The organism is Algiphilus sp. (assembly GCF_965216485.1).
GTDB lineage: Bacteria > Pseudomonadota > Gammaproteobacteria > Nevskiales > Nevskiaceae > Algiphilus.
This window is the reverse complement of the sequence record NZ_OZ244162.1, coordinates 610,052-630,553: the sequence shown is the minus strand read 5'-3', so window position 1 is coordinate 630,553 and position 20,502 is coordinate 610,052. Positions and strand designations below refer to the sequence as shown.

General features: G+C 65.0%; 18 protein-coding genes. 13 read left to right on the top strand and 5 right to left on the bottom strand.

Annotation, left to right across the window (positions count from 1 at the left end):
* The first annotated feature begins 22 nt into the window (after nucleotides 1-22).
* From ACOOFO_RS02895 to ACOOFO_RS02885, 3 genes are read left to right on the top strand one after another with little or no spacing between them, the layout of a single operon-like run.
* Complete coding sequence (locus ACOOFO_RS02895; protein ID WP_420428160.1) at nucleotides 23-1,063, top strand: extracellular solute-binding protein; 1,041 nt, start codon at nucleotides 23-25, stop codon at nucleotides 1,061-1,063.
* Nucleotides 1,047-2,663 (top strand): ABC transporter permease, encoded by a 1,617-nt coding sequence (locus tag ACOOFO_RS02890; RefSeq protein WP_420428159.1) that lies wholly within the window; start codon nucleotides 1,047-1,049, stop codon nucleotides 2,661-2,663. The genes ACOOFO_RS02895 and ACOOFO_RS02890 overlap by 17 nt, the downstream gene beginning before the upstream one ends.
* Complete coding sequence (locus ACOOFO_RS02885) at nucleotides 2,656-3,717, top strand: ABC transporter ATP-binding protein (RefSeq protein ID WP_420428158.1); 1,062 nt, start codon at nucleotides 2,656-2,658, stop codon at nucleotides 3,715-3,717. The genes ACOOFO_RS02890 and ACOOFO_RS02885 overlap by 8 nt, the downstream gene beginning before the upstream one ends.
* On the opposite strand, the gene ACOOFO_RS02880 is transcribed toward ACOOFO_RS02885, so the two are convergent.
* Nucleotides 3,706-4,212 (bottom strand): DUF4112 domain-containing protein, encoded by a 507-nt coding sequence (locus ACOOFO_RS02880; RefSeq protein WP_420428157.1) that lies wholly within the window; start codon nucleotides 4,210-4,212, stop codon nucleotides 3,706-3,708. The genes ACOOFO_RS02885 and ACOOFO_RS02880 overlap by 12 nt on opposite strands.
* Nucleotides 4,213-4,318: 106 nt before the next feature.
* Here ACOOFO_RS02880 and plsB point away from each other — a divergent pair, with 106 nt between their 5' ends.
* The 4 genes from plsB (at nucleotide 4,319) to ACOOFO_RS02860 (ending at nucleotide 9,076) form a co-directional block, all read left to right on the top strand.
* Nucleotides 4,319-6,796: a glycerol-3-phosphate 1-O-acyltransferase PlsB gene (plsB, locus tag ACOOFO_RS02875; RefSeq protein ID WP_420428156.1), complete on the top strand. Its 2,478-nt coding sequence runs from the start codon at nucleotides 4,319-4,321 to the stop codon at nucleotides 6,794-6,796.
* A 66-nt stretch (nucleotides 6,797-6,862) separates the two neighbouring features.
* Nucleotides 6,863-7,624 carry an FKBP-type peptidyl-prolyl cis-trans isomerase gene (locus tag ACOOFO_RS02870; protein WP_420428155.1) on the top strand — a complete coding sequence of 254 codons (762 nt, stop codon included), beginning with the start codon at nucleotides 6,863-6,865 and terminating at the stop codon, nucleotides 7,622-7,624.
* Between the two features lie 121 nt (nucleotides 7,625-7,745).
* Nucleotides 7,746-8,765, top strand: coding sequence for a DUF3080 family protein (locus ACOOFO_RS02865; protein ID WP_420428154.1), 1,020 nt, complete (start codon nucleotides 7,746-7,748; stop codon nucleotides 8,763-8,765).
* A 95-nt stretch (nucleotides 8,766-8,860) separates the two neighbouring features.
* Nucleotides 8,861-9,076, top strand: coding sequence for a hypothetical protein (locus ACOOFO_RS02860; RefSeq protein ID WP_420428153.1), 216 nt, complete (start codon nucleotides 8,861-8,863; stop codon nucleotides 9,074-9,076).
* Nucleotides 9,077-9,175: 99 nt separating this feature from the next.
* Here the strand turns inward: ACOOFO_RS02860 and ACOOFO_RS02855 are convergent, their stop codons facing one another.
* On the bottom strand, nucleotides 9,176-10,549 hold the full coding sequence (locus ACOOFO_RS02855; protein WP_420428152.1) for a DUF1329 domain-containing protein: 1,374 nt from the start codon (nucleotides 10,547-10,549) through the stop codon (nucleotides 9,176-9,178).
* 173 nt (nucleotides 10,550-10,722) lie between these two features.
* Between ACOOFO_RS02855 and ACOOFO_RS02850 the strand changes: the two genes are divergently transcribed.
* From ACOOFO_RS02850 to ACOOFO_RS02835, 4 genes are all read left to right on the top strand, one after another.
* Complete coding sequence (locus ACOOFO_RS02850; RefSeq protein ID WP_420428151.1) at nucleotides 10,723-11,370, top strand: TetR/AcrR family transcriptional regulator; 648 nt, start codon at nucleotides 10,723-10,725, stop codon at nucleotides 11,368-11,370.
* A 27-nt stretch (nucleotides 11,371-11,397) separates the two neighbouring features.
* Nucleotides 11,398-13,866 carry an acyl-CoA dehydrogenase gene (locus tag ACOOFO_RS02845; protein ID WP_420428150.1) on the top strand — a complete coding sequence of 823 codons (2,469 nt, stop codon included), beginning with the start codon at nucleotides 11,398-11,400 and terminating at the stop codon, nucleotides 13,864-13,866.
* A gap of 120 nt (nucleotides 13,867-13,986) precedes the next feature.
* The gene (locus tag ACOOFO_RS02840) at nucleotides 13,987-14,325 is read left to right on the top strand and encodes a P-II family nitrogen regulator (RefSeq protein WP_420428149.1); all 339 of its coding nucleotides are present in this window, start codon (nucleotides 13,987-13,989) and stop codon (nucleotides 14,323-14,325) included.
* Between the two features lie 70 nt (nucleotides 14,326-14,395).
* Nucleotides 14,396-15,988 (top strand): cation:proton antiporter, encoded by a 1,593-nt coding sequence (locus ACOOFO_RS02835; protein WP_420428148.1) that lies wholly within the window; start codon nucleotides 14,396-14,398, stop codon nucleotides 15,986-15,988.
* Here the strand turns inward: ACOOFO_RS02835 and ACOOFO_RS02830 are convergent.
* On the bottom strand, nucleotides 15,985-16,227 hold the full coding sequence (locus tag ACOOFO_RS02830; RefSeq protein ID WP_420428147.1) for a CDGSH iron-sulfur domain-containing protein: 243 nt from the start codon (nucleotides 16,225-16,227) through the stop codon (nucleotides 15,985-15,987). The two genes, ACOOFO_RS02835 and ACOOFO_RS02830, sit on opposite strands and share 4 nt — an antisense overlap.
* A gap of 19 nt (nucleotides 16,228-16,246) precedes the next feature.
* Between ACOOFO_RS02830 and ACOOFO_RS02825 the strand changes: the two genes are divergently transcribed.
* Nucleotides 16,247-16,684, top strand: a complete 438-nt coding sequence (locus tag ACOOFO_RS02825) for a DUF4124 domain-containing protein (RefSeq protein WP_420428146.1) — start codon at nucleotides 16,247-16,249, stop codon at nucleotides 16,682-16,684.
* Between the two features lie 25 nt (nucleotides 16,685-16,709).
* Here the strand turns inward: ACOOFO_RS02825 and speE are convergent, their stop codons facing one another.
* Nucleotides 16,710-17,567: a polyamine aminopropyltransferase gene (gene speE / locus ACOOFO_RS02820; protein ID WP_420428145.1), complete on the bottom strand. Its 858-nt coding sequence runs from the start codon at nucleotides 17,565-17,567 to the stop codon at nucleotides 16,710-16,712.
* A 59-nt stretch (nucleotides 17,568-17,626) separates the two neighbouring features.
* Here speE and speA point away from each other — a divergent pair, with 59 nt between their 5' ends.
* A complete protein-coding gene (gene speA / locus ACOOFO_RS02815) occupies nucleotides 17,627-19,522 on the top strand; it encodes a biosynthetic arginine decarboxylase (RefSeq protein ID WP_420429621.1) in 1,896 nt (631 codons plus the stop codon).
* Between the two features lie 9 nt (nucleotides 19,523-19,531).
* Here speA and ACOOFO_RS02810 read toward each other — a convergent pair whose 3' ends face one another.
* On the bottom strand, nucleotides 19,532-20,482 hold the full coding sequence (locus ACOOFO_RS02810) for an alpha/beta fold hydrolase (RefSeq protein ID WP_420428144.1): 951 nt from the start codon (nucleotides 20,480-20,482) through the stop codon (nucleotides 19,532-19,534).
* Nucleotides 20,483-20,502: the final 20 nt, after the last annotated feature.

Sequence of the window (20,502 nt, the reverse complement as noted above, 5' to 3'; positions counted from 1 at the left end):
TTCCTATTTCTGGTCTCTTCCGATGCGCAGCCTCTCCCTCCTGTTCGCCGCGGCGCTCCTTGCCGCCTGTTCCTCGCAGACCGAGGACGCCCCTTCCGAGGGCGAGGCTGCATCCACCGATGCCAAGCCGCTTGTGGTCTACTCCTCACGCAACGATCAGCTGATCCGTCCGCTGTTCGAACGCTACGAGGAAGAAACCGGCGAAACGATCCAGTACCTCACTGATTCTGACGGCGCTTTGATCGCGCGCCTGCAGGCCGAGGGCGAGCACACCCCCGCCGACCTGCTCATGACGGTGGACGCGGGCAACCTCTGGCGTGCTGCGGACCTGGGTCTGCTGCAGCCGATGGACTCCGAGATCGTGCGCAATGCCGTTCCGGCCAAGTACCGCGACAGCGAGGAACGCTGGACCGCGCTGTCGCTGCGCGCCCGCACCATGGTCTACAGCACCGAACGCGTCGACCCGGCATCGCTGTCCACCTACGCCGCGCTGGCCGATGCGCAGTGGAAGGACCGTCTCTGCCTGCGCACCTCGAAGAAGGTCTACAACCAGTCCCTGGTCGCCGCGATGATCACGCGCCTGGGCGAGGACAAGACCGAAGCAGTGGTGAGGGGCTGGGTGGAGAACCTCGCCGAGGCGCCGCACGCCAACGACACGGCGGTGGTGGAAGCCATCGTCGAGGGCAGCTGCGACGTGGGTGTGGTGAATACCTACTACTTCGGCCGCCTGCAGAAGCAGAATCCAGAGATTCCCGTGGCGCTGTTCTGGGCCAATCAGGCCGAGGGCGCCGGTGGCACGCACGTCAATGTCTCTGGCGCCGGCATCACGCGCCACGCCGCACACCCCGAACGCGCCCAGGCACTGATCGAATGGCTCGCCCAGGGCGAAGCCCAGCGGCTGTACGCTGAGCTGAACCTCGAGTTCCCGGCCAATCCAGCGATTGCGCCGGCCGAGCAGGTCCAGCAATGGGGTGATTTCCGCGCCGATGACATGCCCATCGAGCAGGCCGGCACGCTGCAGCGCGACGCCGTGAAGCTCATGGACCGTGCCGGCTACCGCTAGCGCAGCGCCACAGCGCCGCGTAGGCCGGCCGCGGGCATGGCAGCTCGCGGCGCTGTTGCTGTGCGTGCCCACGCTGGTGCCACTGGGCGCGGCCCTCTGGTCATGGACCGCCGTCGACACCGCGCTGCTCGAGCATCTGCGCAGCTACGTGCTGCCGGCGGCCGTTGCCAATACCGCCGTTCTGCTCGTGCTGGTACTGGTCGGGGTCCTGGTGGTCGGCGTGGTCTCCGCCGGGCTGGTGGCCTTGACCGACTTTCCGGGCCGCGCACTGTTCTCCTTTCTGCTGCTGTTGCCGCTCGCCCTGCCGGGCTACGTGGTGGCCATCGCCTTTCTCGGCCTGCTGGATCAGGGCGGCGGCTTTCTTCCCGGCCTGCCTGCGTGGATGCCGGAGGTGCGCAACCGTTACGGCCTCAGTATGGTGTTGACGGCCTCGCTCTATCCCTATGTCTTCCTGATCACGCGTGAGGCCTTTCAGTCTCAGGGACTGCGCGCCATCGAAGCCGCGCGCAGCGTGGGCCTGCGACCGCGTCAGGCCTTCGTGAAGGTGGCCTTGCCGATGGCCCTGCCCTGGATTGCGGCCGGCGCCAGCCTGGCGCTGATGGAAGTGCTCGCCGACTTCGGCACGGTGGCCGCCTTCAACCACGACACCCTGTCGGTGGCCATCTACAAAGCCTGGTACGGCCTGTTTTCGCCGCAGTCGGCCCTGCAGATCGCCAGCCTCATGCTGGTCTTCGTCGTGCTGCTCCTCACCCTGGAGTCCCAGGCGCGCCGACGCATGCGTTTCACGGCCATGGGCGTGGGCAGCGTACGCCGGCTGCCCCTGTCGCGGCGCGGTCGCTGGCTGGCAACGGCCTGGTGCACTGCGGTCTTCCTGCTTGCCTTCGGGCTGCCAGTGAGCTGGCTGCTCTGGGCCGGGCTGCAGCATCTCGATCTGATCGACGCGCGCTTCATCGAGTGGGCCAAGAACAGTGCGCTGCTCGCACTCATGGGGGCCGCCCTGGTGGTGGCCGCTGCAACCTTCCTCGCCACCTCGGTGCATTTCGCGCCCAGCCCCGCGCTGCGCGCGGCGCAACGCATCGCCACGCTGGGCTACGCCTTTCCGGGCGCCTTGCTGGCAGTCGGCATCTATGTCCCGCTGAGTCAGGCCTCGCAGAGCATCGGCGGGGGACTGGCCGCCAGCCTTGCGGGTGGCGGCGTGGCCCTGCTGCTTGCCGGCTACGCGGTTCGCTTCCTGGCAGTGGCGCATGCGCCGGTGGCCTCCAGCACCATGCGCCTGTCGCCGTCGATCCTCGACAGCGCACGGCTCAGCGGAATGCCGCAGCGGCGGATACTGGGCGCCGTCTACTGGCCCATGCTGCGGCGGAGCATGGCGGTTGGCGCGCTGCTGGTCTTCGTCGACATCATGAAGGAAATGCCGATCACGCTGATGATGCGACCGTTCGGCTGGGATACCCTGGCCACCCGCGTGTTCGAGTACACCAGCGAAGGACAGTGGGAGCAGGCCGCCGTGCCCGCGTTGCTGCTGATCGCGGTGGGCACGATTCCGGTGTGGCTGCTGCAGCGCCAGACCGGCCAAAAGAACGACACCCCGCATGCTTGAACTTCGAGACCTCAGCACCGCCTACGGCGACACGCCCGTGCTGGACGCCGTGTCCCTGGCCCTGCCACGAGGCGATACGGGCGCGCTGCTCGGGCCCAGTGGCTCCGGCAAGACCACGCTGCTGCGCATCCTGGCCGGCTTCGAGACACCCACCGGCGGCAGCGTGCGCTTCGACGGCGGCGTGCTGAACGACACGCACCACCATGTTCCGCCCGAGGCGCGCGATTTCGCGATGGTGTTTCAGGATCTGGCGCTGCTGCCGCACCTCAGCGCCGTCGACAACGTCCAGTTTGGTCTGCACCGCCTGAAGCGCTCGGAGGCTCGCCAGCGGGCACTGGAAGCACTCGACATGGTTGGTCTGACGCGCTTCGCGGAGCGCCGCCCACACGCACTCTCCGGCGGCCAGCTGCAACGCGTCGCCGTGGCGCGCGCACTGGCGGCACGCCCGCGCCTGTTGCTGCTCGACGAGCCGTTCTCCAGCCTGGATGAAGAGCTGCGCCTGCAGCTGCGCGAGGAATTGCGCGCCCTTCTCAATCAACTCGGCATCACGGCGCTGCTGGTGACGCACTCGCATCTTGAGGCCTTCGCCTTTGGCCAGTGGGTCGGCGTACTGCGCGATGGTGCCCTGCACCAGTGGGATACGCCCTATAACGTCTATCACCGACCCAGCACGCGCTTCGTCGCCGATTTCGTGGGTGAGGGGGTGTTCATCCGCGGCAGCGTGCGTGCGGACGGCAGCGAGGTGGAGACCGAGCTGGGCGCCCTCCCGCCCTCACCGGGACCGCAACCCAAGGGCCCCGAAGTCGATGTGCTGCTGCGCCCCGACGATGTCCTGCACGACGACCACAGCCCGTGGAAGGCGCGCATCGTGCACAAGAGCTTTCGGGGCGCCTCCTTCCTGTACGGCCTGGAGCTGTCCTCGGGCACGCGCTTGCTGTCGCTGGTGCCGTCGCATCACAATCACCGCCTCGGTGAGGCCATCGGCATCCGCCTGAATCTGGAACACGTCATGTGCTTTGCTCCGGACTCGGCGCGCGATGCACTAAGCGAATAGAGCACCGACCACCGCACTGCCCAGGACCCATGCCAACCAGGCCGCACCGGCAAGGGTCACTACCAGCAGAAGGACGCCGAGACGGCGCTGCCACGCCGGCTGCACCGGCTTGCCTTCCAGTGCATCGAGGTGGCGCTCAAGCAGGGCACAGTTGCGCGTGTTGGCACGCAGGAAGAAGTCGGCCGCATCCCCGGCCACCGGCACCAGTCCGACAAAGAGGTCCAGCACCGCGTAGCCGGCCATGCGCGCCAGGGTGCGCGGCGGCGCCTTCATGCGCACCGCCTGCCCGATGATGCCCAGTGTGACGACGAAGCCGGCCACGTCGCCCGCCACCGGTATCAGCGAGATGATCGGCTGCACACCGATGCGGATGCCGACAAAGGGAAGGCGGATACTGCTGTCGAGAAACCACGCTGCGCGCCGGGCAAAGCGACGGGCGGATGCGATCTGCTCAGGGCTGGGTTGACCCGGAGGTGTGGCGGCGGGAGAGGGCATGGCGATGCGGAGAGACAATGGAAGCGGTGGCTGCAAGGGCGCCCGCTTGCGCGCATCATACGGCTTGTCGTCATCCGCATCAGAACGCATACGACCAGGGGGAAGGATGATTCAAGCCGCGATGTTCTGGTTGTGCTGGCTGTTGAGCCGGCCCTTGATGTGGTGGCTGCACTTCAGAACGACGCCCGAGCATCTACCCGACGAACTGGATATCGAGACCGACAAGCCGGTCTGCTACGTCCTGCCCGAGCGCAGCTGGCTCGATCTTTTTGCGCTCCAGCGCATCTGCCAGATGCGCGGATTGCCTGTTCCCAAGCGCATCGGCATGAAACTGCCGACAGCCGAGACCGCCACCTTTCTGTATCTACCGATCCTGCTACGCCCCGAACGCGATACCGATGCGCTGGAAGCCTTGTTCGGCGAAGCCCAATCCTACCGTGGCTACGACGTGCAGCTGGTCCCGGTCTCGCTCTTCTGGGGGCGCCAGCCCGACAAGGAAACCTCGCTCTTCCGCATTCTGTTTTCCGACAGCGTCGGTGCCGGGCGGCTGCACAAGCTGTTCATCGCGCTGTTCAATGGACGCAACCTGCTGGCGCAGTTCTCACCGCGCGTCTCGCTGCGCGACTTCATGGCGGAAACGCCACGGCCGCGCCACACCATGCGCAAGCTGGCGCGCGTCTTCCACATTCACTTCCTGCGCATGCGCACGGCCACCCTCGGGCCGCGGCTGGTCCGCCGACCGGTGCTCATCGACGGCATCCTGCGCACCTCGGCGGTGCGCAATGCCATCGACAGCGAGATCGCCAGTTCGAAGAAGGATGCCGCCGCCGTGCGCAAGCGCGCCCGGCGCATCGCCCATGAGATTGCCGCCAATTACTCGACGACGACCCTTTCCTTCCTTGAGCGGCTGATGACGCCGGTATTCAACCGGATATTCCGCGGCATCGACGTCCGCAATCTGGAACGGGTACGCCAACTGGCGCAGACCCACGAGATCGTGTTCACCGCCTCGCATCGCAGCCACCTGGATTATCTGCTGATTTCCTATGTGCTCTACCGCGCCGGCATTGTGCCGCCGCACATTGCCGCAGGCGTCAATCTCAATTTCTGGCCCATCGGCGGCCTCCTGCGTCGCGGCGGCGCCTTCTACATTCGCCGAAGCTTCAAGGGTGACGCCCTCTACACCGCCATCTTCCGCGCCTATGTCGACATGCTGATCGCACGGGGCTATTCGATCAGCTTCTATCCGGAAGGCGGGCGCTCGCGGACCGGAAGACTGCTGCGCCCCAAGACCGGCCTGATGGCGATGATCACCGAATCCGCCTTGCGGCAGCGGGCGCGCAAGGTGGCCGTCGTCCCGATCTATGTCGGCTATGACCGCGTACCGGAGGGCGCGACCTACGCCCGCGAACTGCGCGGGGCGCAGAAACAGAAGGAGTCGGCGCAAGGCCTGCTGAAGGCCACCAAGGTCCTCACCAAGTCCTTCGGCAAGCCCTACCTCTCCTTCGGCGAACCGTTGCGGCTGCAGGAGTTCGCGGATCGACAGCTTCGCGGCTGGCGCGACGGCTTCGGCAGCAGTACAGTGCCGATACGCCCGGATGGCTTCAACGATCTGGTCTCGGCGCTGGCGCAGGAAATCATGCGGCGCATCAACCGCGCGGCAGTGGCCTCCCCGGTCGCGGTCACCTCAGTGGCGCTGCTGGCCGCCCCGCAGAAAGCGGTGGCAGAAAGCGATCTGCACGCGCAGGTGGCCCTGCTGCTACGCCTGTTGCAGGAGCACCCCTACGACGAGGAGGTGACCCTGCCGGTGACCGATGCGGCGCAGACTTTGGAGTGGGCGACGCCCATCGCGCGACTCTCCCGGATCCCGCATGACTGGGGCGACATTCTGCTCGCCGAGGGCAAGCAGGCCACTCTGCTGACCTACTACCGCAACAACATCCAGCACCTTTTTGCAGTGCCCTCGCTCATCGCCACCTTCTTCCGCACGCAGGCGGAGGCGCCCGAACAGAAGGTGCTTGATGCCGCCGAAGCCCTGTATCCCTTCCTGCGCACGGAATTCTTCCTGCGTTGGCCAGACGCGCAGAGCCGAAGGATTCTGGCCGAAACCATCCAGCGCATGGTGGAACTGGGCCTGCTCGAGCGTAACGGCGACGCCCTGGTACGACCCGACATCACTTCGGCGATGTTCCCGGCGCTTTCCATGCTTTCGCGCGTCATGGGCGAGACCCTGGAGCGCTACTGCATGACCGCGGTCATGCTCTCGGCAGAGGCGCGCAAGGGGCCGATCGAACGTAAGGAGTTCGAGGAAAACTGCCGCAGTCTGGCCGAGCGGATCGCGGTGCTGACCGGGCGCATGGCGCCTGAGTTCTTCGACCGGGCGCTGTTCCAGGGCTATCTCGACACCCTCATTGATCTCGCTCTGATCAGCGAAACGGAGGATGGCGCGATTCGGGTTGGCGACAACATCGATGAGCTGGCGCGCTCGGCGCTGGCACTGCTGAGCCCCGAAGCACAACAGACCATCCTGCAGCTGGCCGCGCATCGCCAGCCGCATACGACACCGCAGGAGCAATCCGTGTAGGCTGTCGCGCACTGGAAGTTACGGGCTTCCATTCCAAATCACATTCAAACCGGGAACGTCATCGATATGTGGAAGTTTCGACTGACCGCCATTGCGGCGGCCCTCGCCATCACCGCCTGCCAGGCGCAGACCGACAGCAGCTCCGACGCCAAGGAAGTCTCGCTGGACAGTGAATCCGCCAAGTTCAGTTATGCCGTGGGCGTCGACCTCGGCAATTCCCTTCAGGCCGTGAAGGACGATGTCGATCTGGACGCGCTGGAGCGCGGCATCCAGGAAGCCTTCGCTGGCGAAGAACTGGCGCTGGACGAGGCTGAGCGCACGGAAATCAAGAACGCCGTTGCCCAGCGTCTGCAGAAAGAACGCGCGGAAGAACAGGCCAAGGCCGGCGAAGAAGCTGCCAGCAAGGGCAAGGCCTTCCAGGAAGAGAACGCCGCACGCGAAGGCGTCGAAGTCACCGAATCCGGGCTGCAATTCGAATCGCTTGAGAAGGGTGAGGGCGCATCGCCGACGGCCGAAGATACCGTCACCGTGCACTATCGCGGCGAACTCATCGACGGCACCGAATTCGATAGCTCCTATCAGCGCGGCGAACCTGCCACCTTCCCGCTGGGCAACGTCATTCCTGGCTGGACGGAAGCGCTGCAGAAGATGCAGGAAGGCGGCAAGGCTCGCCTGGTGATTCCGCCGGATCTGGCCTACGGCAAGCAGGGTGCCGGCAACCGCATCGGCCCGAACGAAACCCTGGTCTTCGAGGTGGAACTGATCGAAGTTCAGGACGACGGTGCCGAAGAAGGCGATGCCGAGAGCGGGGAAGAGGACGCGGGCTAGGCTCTGGCTGTCCTGCGCAGCGCCATTGGGCGCTGCGCACCGTCAAGCCCCAGCCAGGTGCCGGGGCTTTTCTTTTTGGACAACCCGACGGCAATGGGCACACAGCCCCTACCATGCCGCCATGTCCAAGCTCTGCTGCCTGCTCGCCATCATTCTGCTGGGCCTTCATGGCTGCACGCCGGACCCAGGCGATGCATTGTTTGCGCGCTACCTAGAGGCGCTTGCCCACGCCACCGAATCGACGGGGGAGGCCGATGCAATCCAGCGCTCTGCGCTGCCCCCTCGCTATCCACGCGCGCGGCAACGTACTGCCGAGGTGCCCGAGGTGCGCGGGGGCGTATTGGAGCTTTTCAGTCTGTCGCGCTGCGACGTTACCCAGTTCATCGCACAGCGCAACAGCATTCTCGGGCGACACGCTGACAGTGCCAGCCATGTTGCCCTTGGCTCTGCCGTCATGGCGCGTCTGCAGGAATGTCGACGGGATCTGGAGGCAGAGGACGAGCTGCACGACCGGCTCGACACCCTGATCGAAGAAAAGCGCCCCGCGCTGCAGGCCCTGCGCTGGAACGCCAGTTTTGGCAGCGCGGCTTTTGCCCAGTGGTGGAGTCTGGCGACGCAGCCCGTTGTGCCGGAGGCGCAGACACACAACATCGCTGCGCCAGTAGACACACTGCTGCAGGCCATTTCAGCAGCGCGTGACGGCGAGGTCGCGCAGGCGCAGGCCGCCTTCTCGTCGGCCTACCAACGTTTCGAGCAGAGCAGGGGCGGCGGCGCCTGGCTGCTCGCAGCCCAGCGGGCCGTGTGGGCGCTGGAACGCGCCCAACCCATGCTGGTTGCGGCCACCGCGTCCGGCATCTGCCATGCAGAACGCGAGGGCGCCTGGGTGGACGCCGAGCAGCTCTATCGCACGCGAGTGGGACCGCATGTGCAGCTGCTCGCACGCGCCATGCGCGAGGCCAGCACACCACTTGAGCAGCTGTGGACGGCACAAAGTGCCGAGATGCTCAGCTTCTCTCAGTCGGTGGCCGATTTCCGCAACCAGGTGTGGCACGGGCCCGAGAGTCTGGCCCACACACTGGGCGACCTGCAGCGGCGCCATGACGCCCTCTGGCAGGCGCGCCGCACTGCCTGCGACGATTGATCAGACCAAGGGTGGCAGCAACGCGATGAAAGCGGCTCGTCAGATGGCGCGGCAGGGTGTATGTTGCTCGATGAATACCGCAGGGACTGCAGGCCATGAGCACCGATCCATCGGATGGATTCACTGGAAAGACCATTCGCCGCACCGTTGAACGGCGCTCCGGCAAGGACCGCCGGCAGAATACTGAGGACCGTCGGGGCAATATCCGCTTCGAACTCGACAAGGAGCCGCGCCGTTCCGGGGTCGATCGTCGCAAGGGCGGCACCAACTGGACGCAGGACCCCGACGTCAAGCGCAACAGGAAGGATTAGGCCCGTCCCCAGCGGCTGGCCGAATCGGTCTTACGCAAAAAAGAAGCCCCGGATCCCTGAAGGATCCGGGGCTTTTTCATGCCACCGACAAATCAGACCTTACTGCGTGGCCTGGCGAGAAACATTCGACGGCTGGAAGTAGTCGCGATCGAATTCACGCTCGACGTTCTCCGGGTGCTGGTTGTTGAAGGCCTGCCCCAGATAGCGACCATTCTGCAGGTCGTAGATTGTTTCGCCCATCGGCATCACGAAGGGCTTGTCATAGGCCAGCACGCTGTGTGCTTCCTGATAGCGCCACAGCTCATCGCGGCGATCGTAGATGTCCACCGCGCGGATCTGCCAGCCATCCTCGTCGACGTAGAACTTGCGCCGCTTGTAGATGTGCGTGGTACCCGGCTTGGTTTCGGCATCAACCACCCAGACGCGGCGCCGCTCGTAGCGGGTCAGATCCTGGTTGATGTGGCCTTCCTTGATGATGTCGCTGTACTTGTACTCGTCGCTGTGCAGCTCGTAGCTGTTCGCAGGCACCAGCATTTCCTGCTTGCCCACCAGCTTCCAGGTGTAGCGGTCCATGGCACCGTTGAAGGTGTCGGTCTGGTCGTTGGTGCGCAGACCGTCGGCAGCGGTACCGGGGTTGTCATAACCCACGTTCGGCGCACGGCGCAGACGGCGCTGGCCCGGGTTGTACTGCCAGGCACGGCGCGGTTCGGTGACCTGGTCCATTGTCTCGTGCACCAGGGTGATGGTACCGGCCAGGCGAGGCGGATCGGTGACCACCTGCAGGAAGTAGATGATGACGTTTTCCAGGTCTTCGATCTCGTTCTCGGGATCGTTGTACGGGAAGTACACGTCCTCGCGGATGGTGACCTGGTTGTAGCGCCCGCCCTGGGTGACGGCGAACTGATTGTTCCAGCGCTGCACCCAACGGCCCAGATAGCGCACCTTGTGATTCCAGATGACCTCATGCCCGTTTTCCGGGATGGGGAAGGGGTAGCCGTTGATGGCCCCCTGCAGGGCTTCACCATTGCCACCGAGCTCTGCTTCCACCGCATTCTTGCGGGTAGCTTCGTAAATCCATTCCGGATTGGCAAAGGTGCGCCGCGTCTCGTAGACCGGCATCTTGTAGGTCTCGGGGTGCAGCTTGAACATTGCCTTCTGCCCTTCGCTGAGCAGGTTGGCGTATTGCTCCATGTTTTCCGCCGTGACGGTGTAGACCGGCTTGTCATTGGGGAAGGGGTTGCAGTAGCGCGAGCCCTCGCCCTCGTAGCAGTCCGGGATCTGCGATTCCTTCAGGCCACCTTCCCAGGCCGGGATGGTGCCGTCAGCGTTGCCTGCGCGGGTCGCACCGACCGGCGTCAGCGAACCGCCCGCATCGAGTTCCGCTGCCTTTTCTTTCGATACGCCAGCGTGGGCCAGCATGGGGGTAATCAACACCATCGCCGACCAAAGCAGGCCGCGGCTCATTCGATTCATTCGGTGTCTCCTTTCTACGGTAGGGGCCAACAGTAATCTTCGCGCCATGCGTCTGTAAACGCGATAGTAATTCGAGCGGATGTGCGGTGCCTCTGGCTCGACAAGATTCAGGCCCCACTTGACCATACGCCACCGTATGCCTAGACTCCATACGAAAGCGTATGGGAACAGCTGTGCACGGACCATCTCCACAAACATCGGACCGCCAGAGCCTTACTGCCGACGACTGGGCATCCGCCGCCCTGGACGCCATGGCCGCAGGCGGGCTGAGTGCGGTTGCGATCGAGCCACTGGCACGCCAGCTCGGTGTCACCAAGGGCAGTTTCTATTGGCATTTCGCCAATCGCGACGCCCTGATCGAAGCCGCGCTGGAGCGCTGGGAGCGCGAGGAGACCGATGACATCATGGCGCGAGTCGGTGACGAGCGCGATCCCTACGAACGCATTGTCCGCGTGTTCAAGGCCGCCAACGCCAGCTATCGCTCGGGTCGCCTCTATCTCGCGCTGGCCGCGGCAAGCGATCGGCCCTCGATCCAACAGGTCGTCCGCCGTGTCTCGGAACGGCGATTGTCCTTTCTGCTGGACTGCTATCGCGCCCTGGGACTGTCGGAGGCGGATGCCCGACGCTGGTCGACCTTTGCCTACGCCACCTTCATGGGCAATCTTCAGATCCGCCGGGATGTCCCCGAGGCCATCCCCGAAAACCAACAATTCAATGACTATTTGCGTCTGATGATCCAGACGCTCATCCCCCGCGTTCGCGAGGAGACACCGCAAACCCCGGTCGCAGAGAACGATACGACGCTGCGTGCCGTGGGTTGATCATGGATTGATATCCGGAGTGTAATCATGACGAGCTTGATCATTGCTGTAATCGCCGTCGCTGCCGTCTGGGTGCTGGCTTACACCGGCGCGCCGCTGGTCGTGTGGACAGGTGTTCTCGCCGCCGCCTTTGTGGCAAGCGCCTTCACGGGCTTCTTTGGCCCCGTCGGTCTCAGTGTGCTGGGCGCCGTACTGGTCGGCTTTGCCTTCTTCACGCTGAAGCCGCTGCGCAAATCGCTGGTGACCGCACCGATCTTTGCCGGCTTCAAGAAGGTTCTGCCGGAAATGTCGGACACCGAGCGCGAGGCATTGGAAGCCGGTGACGTCTGGTGGGAAGCGGAAATGTTCCGCGGCCGCCCGGACTGGAACCAGCTGCACGAATTCCCTTGCACGCCGCTCACCGACGAGGAGCAGCGCTTCCTCGAAAACGAGGTCGAGACCTTGTGCAGCATGGTCGACGACTGGGAGATCGAGTTCGAATCGCGCGACATTCCCGAGCCGGTAATGGCCTACATCCGCGAGCAGGGCTTCCTCGCCATGCTCATTCCGAAGGAACACGGCGGCCTTGGCTTCTCGGCAGTGGCGCAGTCGGCAGTGGTCACGAAGATCGCGACCAAGTCGATCGCCGTGGCCGTGACGGTCATGGTGCCGAACTCCCTCGGCCCGGGCGAGTTGCTGGTGCACTACGGTACGCCCGAACAGCAGAAGAAGTGGCTGCCGCGCCTGGTCACGGGCGAGGAAATCCCCTGCTTCGGTCTGACCGGCCCGGAAGTGGGCTCGGATGCCACCGCCATGCCGGACAACGGCGTGGTCTGCTATGGCGAACACAACGGTGAGCGCACGCTCGGCATTCGTCTGAACTTCTCCAAGCGCTGGATCACGTTGGCCCCGATCGCCACGGTCGTGGGCCTGGCCTTCAAGCTGCAGGATCCGGATGGACTGCTCGGCGACAAGTCCAAGCAGGACTATGGCATTACCTGCGCGCTGATCCCGGCCGATCACCCCGGGGTTGAGATCGGCAAGCGCCACTACCCCGGCTCGGCCTTCATGAACGGCCCGATCTTTGGCCAGGACGTCTTCATCCCGATCGACTGGATCATCGGTGGCCCGCAGAAGGCGGGGGGCGGCTGGCGCATGCTGGTTGAGTGTCTGTCGGCGGGCCGAGGCATCTCGCTGCCCGCGCTGGCGGCTGCTGCCGGCCAGGCCGCCTACCGCATGACGGGTGCCTATGGCCGCGTGCGTCGCCAGTTCAAGCTCGCCATCGGCAAGTTCGAAGGCGTACAGGAAGCCAGCGGTCGCATTGGCGGTCTGACCTATACGCTGGAATCCATGCGTCTGCTGACGGCCTCGGGTGTGGATCACTGCGCCCCGTCGGTGGTCACCGCCATGGCGAAGTACCACATGACGGAGATGATGCGTCGCATCATCATCGATGCCATGGACATCCACAGCGGCCGTGGCGTGCAGCAGGGTCCGCGTAACTACCTGGCCTCCGCCTACAAGGCAGTGCCCATCGCCATCACGGTGGAAGGCGCCAACATCCTGACCCGCAATCTGATGATCTTTGGTCAGGGCGCCATCCGCTGCCATCCCCACGTCTTCCCGGAGATGGAAGCGGCGCGCAACAATGATCTGAACGCCTTCGACACCGAGCTGTGGTCGCACATCGGCTATTCGGTGAATCGTGGTGCGCGCGCGCTTACGCTGGGCCTGACGGGCGCCAAGCTGGCCAAGACCCCGGTCAACCACGCGCTCAAGGACTACTACCGTCAGCTAGAGCGCATGAGTGCCTCGCTGGCCTTTGTGTCCGACGTCACCATGGGCATGCTGGGCGGTGACCTGAAGCGCAAGGAACGACTGTCGGCACGGCTGGGCGATGTGCTGTCGCAGCTCTACATTGCCTCGGGTGTGCTGTGGTACTTCCGCCACCAGGGCGAGCGCGACGATCACGTGGCGCACGCACGCTGGGCGCTGGATAACTGCTTGGCCGAGATCGACAAGGCCTTCAACGGCTTCTTCGCCAACTTCCCCAACCGGGTGGCGGCACGCCTGATGCGCTTTGTGGTCTTCCCCTTCGGGCGCCCCTACCGCGAACCGTCCGATACGCTGACCGGCGAGTTGGCCGACAGCATGATGGAGCCGAGCCGTCTGCGCGACGAGCTGACGTCACTGGTCTACATCAATGGCGGACCGGAAGACGCCATCGGGCGCATGGAGCACACCTTCGATCTGTGTCTGCGTGCTGAAGCGCCGTATCTGAAGTACTTCAAGGCGCTGTCGGCCGGCAAGCTCACCGGCAACTCGCCGGCTGAGAAGCTGGATGACGCCGTCAAGCAGAACGTGCTCACGCCTGACGAGCGCGAGCTGGTGGCCGAGTACGATGCGGCACGCTACGACGCCATCCAGACCGACGCCTTCCCGAAGGACTATGTGGCGCAGTTTGCGGTCACGACGTCGCATACGGACGTTGAAGAGGATCAGCGTCAGGTCGCCTGACACCGCGCTGGCTTGAAAGCCACAAGGCCGGCCCGGAAACGGGCTGGCCTTTTTTGATGGCTGGCGGAAGAGCGCCAGCCGACTGCTACACTGCTACCAAAGGCATATGGGAATACCGCGATGAAAATGCTCACCGCCATCATCAAACCGTTCAAGCTCGATGCCGTGCGCGAAGCCCTCGCCGACATGGGCGTGCAGGGCATGACCGTCACCGAGGTTCGCGGCTTCGGTCGCCAGAAGGGCCATACCGAGCTCTACCGCGGCGCCGAGTACACCGTCGACCTGCTGCCCAAGATCAAGCTCGAAGTCGCGCTGCCCGAGGACATGGTCGAAGCGGCCATCGAAGCCATCCAGAATGCAGCCAAGACCGGCCAGATCGGCGACGGCAAGATCTTCATTTCCTCGTTGGAACAGACCGTTCGCATCCGCACTGGAGAAACCGGAGACGGCGCCGTCTGAGTCCAGCCGGCGCATGCCCTGGCGCGCGGTGCCTGGGTGGGCGCGGCAGCAACGATAGGGGGAACGGTCCTTGGACCCAGTCATCATCGGGGTGGCATTCATCGGGGGCTTTATCGCCCACGTTCTGCGCATGCCGCCGCTGCTTGGATTTCTGGCGGCCGGGTTCGCCCTCAACCTGTTTGGATTCGAGCCCTCAGAAGCCATCGCCAAGCTGGCCGATATCGGCGTCACGCTGCTGCTGTTCACCATCGGCCTGAAGCTCAATATCCGCACGCTGCTGGATCGCACGGTGTGGGGTTCGGCCACCGTGCATATGGCGCTCAGCACCAGCGCCATCGCGGTCTTCATCGTTGTGGTCAGCAAGCTGGTGGCGCTGCCGCTGCTCAGCCAGATAGAGGGCATGCAAGTCCTGTTGCTGGCCTTTGCGTTGTCCTTCTCGAGCACGGTCTTCGTGGTCAAGGCGCTGGAAGACCGCAGCGAGAGCAATTCCTTCTACGGACGCGTCGCCATCGGTGTCCTGATCATGCAGGACATCTTCGCGGTGGGTTTCATGGCGGCCTCCAGCGGACAGGCGCCCAGCCCCTGGGCACTGCTTCTTTTGCTGCTGATTCCGGCCGCGCCCCTGCTGCAGAAGCTCATGGAACGCGCCGGCCATGGCGAGGTACAGGTGTTGTTCGGCGTCACCTTCGCCTTGGTGGTGGGCTACGGGCTGTTTGAATTCCTGGGCATCAAGGGCGACTTCGGTGCACTGGTTGCGGGCATGCTGCTGGCGCCGCACACCGCCTCCGGTGCACTCGCGCGCGCCCTGTTCAACCTCAAGGACCTGTTCCTGATCTGCTTCTTCGTCAATCTCGGCCTGCAGGCCATGCCCACCTGGGAGTCGGTCGGCATCGCCGCCCTGCTGCTCATTGCCCTGTTGATCAAGAGCGCGGTCTATCTGTTCACCTTCGTGCTGTTCCGGATGCGCGCGCGCAGCAGCGTGCTGGCCACCCTGGGACTGTCGAATTTCTCCGAGTTCGGACTGATCGTCGCAGCAGTGGCAACCTCGCAGGGCTTGCTGGGTACGGAGTGGCTTACCGTGTTGTCGCTGGTGGTGGCGGCAAGCTTCGTGCTCAGTTCCCCGCTCAACAAGGGCGGGGAAGTGCTCTACCGCCGCTTCGGGCGGCTACTGAACCGCTTCGAGTCGAAGCACCTGCACGTCAAGGACCGGCCCATCGACCTGGGCGATGCCGAAGTGGTGATTCTGGGCATGGGCCGCATCGGCCGTGGTGCCTACGACCGCTTCGCCTACGCCTTCGGCCGACGCGTACTCGGCGTCGACAACATGACCAAACGCGTGCGCGAACTGCAGCAAAGCGGGTTCCATGTCATCGAAGGGGATGCCGCGGACTCGGACTTCTGGGACAAGCTGCTGGTCTCGCCCACGGTGGATCTTGTCGTGCTCGCCATGCCGCACCACGCCGGCAACCTGTTTGCCATCGAGCAGCTGCGCGACCGCGACTTCTCAGGCCATATCGCCGCCGTAGTCAATTACGAAGACGAAATCCAGCCGCTGCGCGATCGCGGTGCGGATTCGGTCTTCCACGTCTATTCGGAAGCCGGCGCCGGCCTCGCGGACCATGCCGCCGAAGAGATCGGCTTTGCCAACCAGCGGGTCGCCTAGGGCGGCAATTGGTTGTGTCGGCCGTCGCAGTGGGGGAATCGCCGACTTTGACCACAGCGGCACAACCAGACACGGGCGCCATCGCGCCGCACGCGGAATGTCGGGGAAGCCTCGCTGCGCCGGCATGCGTCGGGGCACAGCGGCCACGTCGTGCTGTCACCGCATCCGCAGGCGCGATGCGTACCGGCTGTCGGCTTGATGAGCAGCGGTTGGCGTGCGCCTTGGTGTGAATCGGACATGGGAGGCTAGACTACGGCCATGCCGCTCTCACGAACAACCTACCGCCGCCTCGTTCCCATGGTGCTGCTGGCCGCCCTGGGCGCCGCGACGCAGGCCACGGCCGGCGTCTATCGCTGGACCGACGCCAAGGGCCAGCTGCATTTTGGCGACCGACCCCCGCCCGGCGTCCAGGCCGAGCGCCTGCAGCCGGGCAGTCGGCTGGGCGAGATTCCGCCTGCATCCTCGAAGCGCGGCGATGCGCCGCAGCAACAGGCCGCGGCTGAAGCAGAGCCGCCACTGCGCGACCGTGACATTCCAAGCTGCGCCCAGGCGCGCGACACGCTCACTGGCTACCAGTCCGCCAGTCGCATCATCGAGACCGATCTGCTCGGCGAGGAACGCGAGCTGAGCGAGGCCCAGCGCACCCGCCTGATCGCCCGCCAGGAACGCATCGTCGAGCGCGCCTGCGACGAGTAGCGCAGCGCGGTCGTTCGCGGCGCTGTCAGAGTGCGTCCAGGACCTCGCGCACGTAGTTCGGCAAGGCAAAGGCGGCGCGATGCGTGCAGGCGTTGTAATAGCGCGTCTCGAGCGCAGCGATGGCGCGGTCGTCCAGGCGCTCCTCCAGGGTAGCCGCGGGCGTACAGGCCATGGTGGCGCTCCACCAGCCCGAGGGGTAGATCGGTTGCGGAAAGTGCAGCAGGTGCGTCTGCGCAAAGCCGGTCTCGCGCATGGCGCTGTGCATGTCGCGAATCAGGTCGAGATGCAGCAGCGGCGATTCGGACTGCTGCACCATGAGTCCGCCTTCTCCCAGCGCGCGTAGCACGTCAGCATAGAACTGCTTGCCGAACAGACCCTCGGCCGGACCCACCGGGTCGGTGGAGTCGATGATGACCACATCCAGACTGCCCGCTTCGGCGTCCTTCATCCACTGAATGCCATCGCCGAAGAAGAGTTCGGCGCGCGGATCGTCATTGCGCGCGCACAGCTCCGGAAAGTACTGCTCCGCCAGTCGGGTGACGCGCTCGTCGATCTCGATCTGCACTGCCGACTCGACTTCGCCATGCTTGAGCACCTCGTTCAGGGTGCCGCAATCGCCACCACCGATGATGGCAACGCGTTTCGGCGCCGGGTGGGCGTTCAGCACCGGGTGCGCCATCATCTCGTGATAGAGAAAATTGTCGCGCGTACTGACCATGGTGCAGCCGTCGATCACCATCAGATGGCCGAAGGTGTCCGTCTCGTAGATGTCGATGCGCTGGTACGGCGTCTGCTCGCCATGCACGTGCGCCCCCAGTCTGAGCGACAATGCGGTTCCGGTTTTTTCGTCCAGTTCCGAGAACCAGTTGTTCGCCAGCGTCATAACGGAATTCCCCCCAAAACGGCCGTCGAGTATAAGCAAAGGCTGCGGAACATCTCATGATGCATGATCGCCCCTGGCGCACGGCCGATGCCGCAGCGCTCTACAACATCCCGCAATGGAGCGAAGGCTACGTCGACGTGGGTGCCAACGGGCACCTGCACATGCGTCCGCGCGGCGCCGATGGCCCCGCCATCGACCTGGCGGAGCTGACGCGCCGCCTGCCGGAGGTCGGTCTTGAACTGCCGGTGCTGCTGCGCTTTCAGGACATCATTGCCGACCGCATCGATGCCCTCGTAGGCGCCTTCGACAGTGCGCGTGAGGCGCTCGACTACCAGGGGCGCTACCGCGCCGTCTATCCGATCAAGGTCAACCAGCAGCACAGCGTGGTGGAGCGCATCGTGCGCGCCGGCGGCAGCCGCATCGGTCTGGAGGCGGGCAGCAAGCCGGAACTGGCTGCGGTGCTCGGCATTGCCGCGCCCGGATCGGTCATCGTCTGCAACGGCTACAAGGACCGCACCTACATCCGCCGCGCCCTCATCGGCGAAAAGCTCGGGCATCAGGTCTACATCGTCATTGAGAAGCTGTCGGAACTCGCCATCGTGATGCGCGAGGCCGATGCGCTGGGCGTGGCGCCACGCATCGGCCTGCGCGTGCGCCTGGCGGCGATCAGTGCAGGCAAATGGCAGAACACCGGCGGCGAGCGCTCCAAGTTCGGTCTCTCCGCCGCGCAGGTGCTGAGCGCTTTGGACACACTGCGCGAAGCGCAGCGCCTGGATTGCGTGCAGATGCTGCACTTCCATCTGGGCTCGCAGGTCGCCAATGTCGGCGATATCCACCGCGGCATGCGCGAGGCCGCCCGCTTCTACACCGAGCTGCGCCAGCTCGGGGCCCCGGTGGCGGTCATGGATGTGGGCGGCGGCCTCGGCGTGGACTATGAGGGCACCCGCTCGCGCAGCGACTGCTCGATGAACTATTCGCAACGCGAGTACGCCACCGCCATCCTGCGCACCTTGAAGGATGCCTGCGCCCAGACCGGCGCCCCGGAACCCGACGTCATCTCCGAATCCGGACGCGCCCTGACGGCGCACCATGCCGTACTGATCACGGATGTGGTCGATGTCGAGGCCACACCCGAAATCAGCCCGCCCAAAGCCGATGCGGAAGAGCCGCACACCCTGCAGGAGCTCCACGGCCTGGCCGACGAACTGGACCACCGCCCGCCACTCGAGGTCTGGCACGACGCCGCCGCCTGGCTGGCCGATGTGCAGAGCCAATACACCCACGGCGTACTGGACCTGGCCGCGCGCGCCCGAGCCGAACAGCTCTACGCCGCCATCTGCTTCGGCGTGCGCGCCCGCCTGGACCCCACCATCCGCGCCCACCGCGACGCCCTGGACGAGCTCGAAGAGCGGCTGGCGCGCAAGTATTTCTGCAACTTTTCGGTATTCCAATCTCTGCCCGACATCTGGGCCATCGATCAGGTATTCCCGATTCTGCCTATCGCGCGCCTCGACGAGCCGCCCGATCAGCGCATCTCGGTCTGCGACCTGACATGCGACTCGGACGGCCGCATCGACCGCTACGTCGACCGTCGCGGTGTCGAGGCCACCATGGCCGCGCACAGTCTGCGGCCGGGCGAGCCCTACTGGCTGGCCTTCTTCATGGTGGGCGCCTACCAGGAAATCCTGGGGGACATGCACAACCTCTTCGGCGACACCAACGCCGTCAATGTGGTGCTGGATGACGCCAGTGCAGAAGGTTGGCGGCTGGAGTCGCCGGAGGAAGGCGACGCCGCCAGCGACCTGCTGCGCTACGTGCATTTCGCGCCCGAGGCGCTGACACGCACCTATCGCAGCAAGATCAACGCCCTCGGTCTGCCGCGCCGCGAAGGCGCCGCGCTGCTCGCCGAGCTGGAAGCGGGCCTGTCCGGATACACCTACCTCAGCGAGACCTGAGACCTCGCCTCAGGCCGCGCGCGACCAATCCGCCTTGCGGCCCGGACGCGCCTGACCGACGTCCGCGGTCTCGCGCAGGAAGCGCCCCAGCCCGCGCTGAAAGCGGATGGGGGCATCGAAGGGAATGGCGTGGCCGCACTGCTCGAAGCGTTCGATACGCGCATGCGGCACGAGGTCCTGGATGTGCAGCTGGCCCTCGGCCGGATACATGGCCGACTGCATGCCGACCATGGCCGTCAGCGGCGTATCGAGGGACTTCAGCGACTCCCGCCAATCGTAGTTGTCGTGCAGATAGGAACGCATGCAGTCGAGGTAGATGGTCCAGTTCCGGGTCGGCGCAACGGCCTGCACAAAGCGCTCATAGCGCGCCAGGCGCGTCGTGTGCTTCCAGCCGCGACGATGGAAGGCGCTGCCGTAGAAATCCGACAGCACATGCCAGAAGCGCTGGCGCAGCCGCACCGGAATGGCGCGGAAGGAGCGCCCGCGCCAAGGTTCGAGCTGCTCCATCACGGATGCCCATTCGGACAGACGCTGGTCCTGCTCATCGCCCATCAAGCCACATTGCCAGTCGCTGGCGTTGAGCACGCGCGGCGCCTGATCGATGTGCAGATAGGCGCGCACGCCTTCGAATCCATAGCGGCGGTGGTACTGCAATGCGGTGCAGGCCCCCATGGACAGTCCGCCCAGCCGGAAGTCGTGCAGCCCCAGCCCACGCACCAGGTCCGCGAGATCATTGGCATGCTGGTCGAGCAGCACCGGAGTGGCCAGGGCCAGTCCATGCGAGCGCCCAAAGCCGCGCAGATCGGGAAGGATGAAGCGGTAGCGATGCGCATGGCGCAGCGCAAAGGGGAGCCAGAGGGCCCCCTGCATGGCAAAGCCGTGCAGAAGCACTACCGGTTCGCCGCGTCCGACGTCGATATAGTGGAGTTTTGCGCCGTCGCGCATCTGCATTCTGGCCATGACTTGAGCATGCCCGTAAA

Excerpts from the sequence above, each read along its gene's own strand:
- ACOOFO_RS02895 (WP_420428160.1), top strand. The coding sequence starts at position 23 with ATGCGCAGCCTCTCCCTCCTGTTCGCCGCGGCGCTCCTTGCCGCCTGT.
- ACOOFO_RS02885 (WP_420428158.1), top strand. The coding sequence starts at position 2,656 with ATGCTTGAACTTCGAGACCTCAGCACCGCCTACGGCGACACGCCCGTG.
- ACOOFO_RS02880 (WP_420428157.1), bottom strand. The coding sequence starts at position 4,212 with ATGCCCTCTCCCGCCGCCACACCTCCGGGTCAACCCAGCCCTGAGCAG.
- plsB (WP_420428156.1), top strand. The coding sequence starts at position 4,319 with ATGATTCAAGCCGCGATGTTCTGGTTGTGCTGGCTGTTGAGCCGGCCC.
- ACOOFO_RS02870 (WP_420428155.1), top strand. The coding sequence starts at position 6,863 with ATGTGGAAGTTTCGACTGACCGCCATTGCGGCGGCCCTCGCCATCACC.
- ACOOFO_RS02865 (WP_420428154.1), top strand. The coding sequence starts at position 7,746 with ATGTCCAAGCTCTGCTGCCTGCTCGCCATCATTCTGCTGGGCCTTCAT.
- ACOOFO_RS02860 (WP_420428153.1), top strand. The coding sequence starts at position 8,861 with ATGAGCACCGATCCATCGGATGGATTCACTGGAAAGACCATTCGCCGC.
- ACOOFO_RS02855 (WP_420428152.1), bottom strand. The coding sequence starts at position 10,549 with ATGAATCGAATGAGCCGCGGCCTGCTTTGGTCGGCGATGGTGTTGATT.
- ACOOFO_RS02845 (WP_420428150.1), top strand. The coding sequence starts at position 11,398 with ATGACGAGCTTGATCATTGCTGTAATCGCCGTCGCTGCCGTCTGGGTG.
- ACOOFO_RS02840 (WP_420428149.1), top strand. The coding sequence starts at position 13,987 with ATGAAAATGCTCACCGCCATCATCAAACCGTTCAAGCTCGATGCCGTG.
- ACOOFO_RS02830 (WP_420428147.1), bottom strand. The coding sequence starts at position 16,227 with ATGTCCGATTCACACCAAGGCGCACGCCAACCGCTGCTCATCAAGCCG.
- ACOOFO_RS02825 (WP_420428146.1), top strand. The coding sequence starts at position 16,247 with ATGCCGCTCTCACGAACAACCTACCGCCGCCTCGTTCCCATGGTGCTG.
- speE (WP_420428145.1), bottom strand. The coding sequence starts at position 17,567 with ATGACGCTGGCGAACAACTGGTTCTCGGAACTGGACGAAAAAACCGGA.
- speA (WP_420429621.1), top strand. The coding sequence starts at position 17,627 with ATGCATGATCGCCCCTGGCGCACGGCCGATGCCGCAGCGCTCTACAAC.
- ACOOFO_RS02810 (WP_420428144.1), bottom strand. The coding sequence starts at position 20,482 with ATGGCCAGAATGCAGATGCGCGACGGCGCAAAACTCCACTATATCGAC.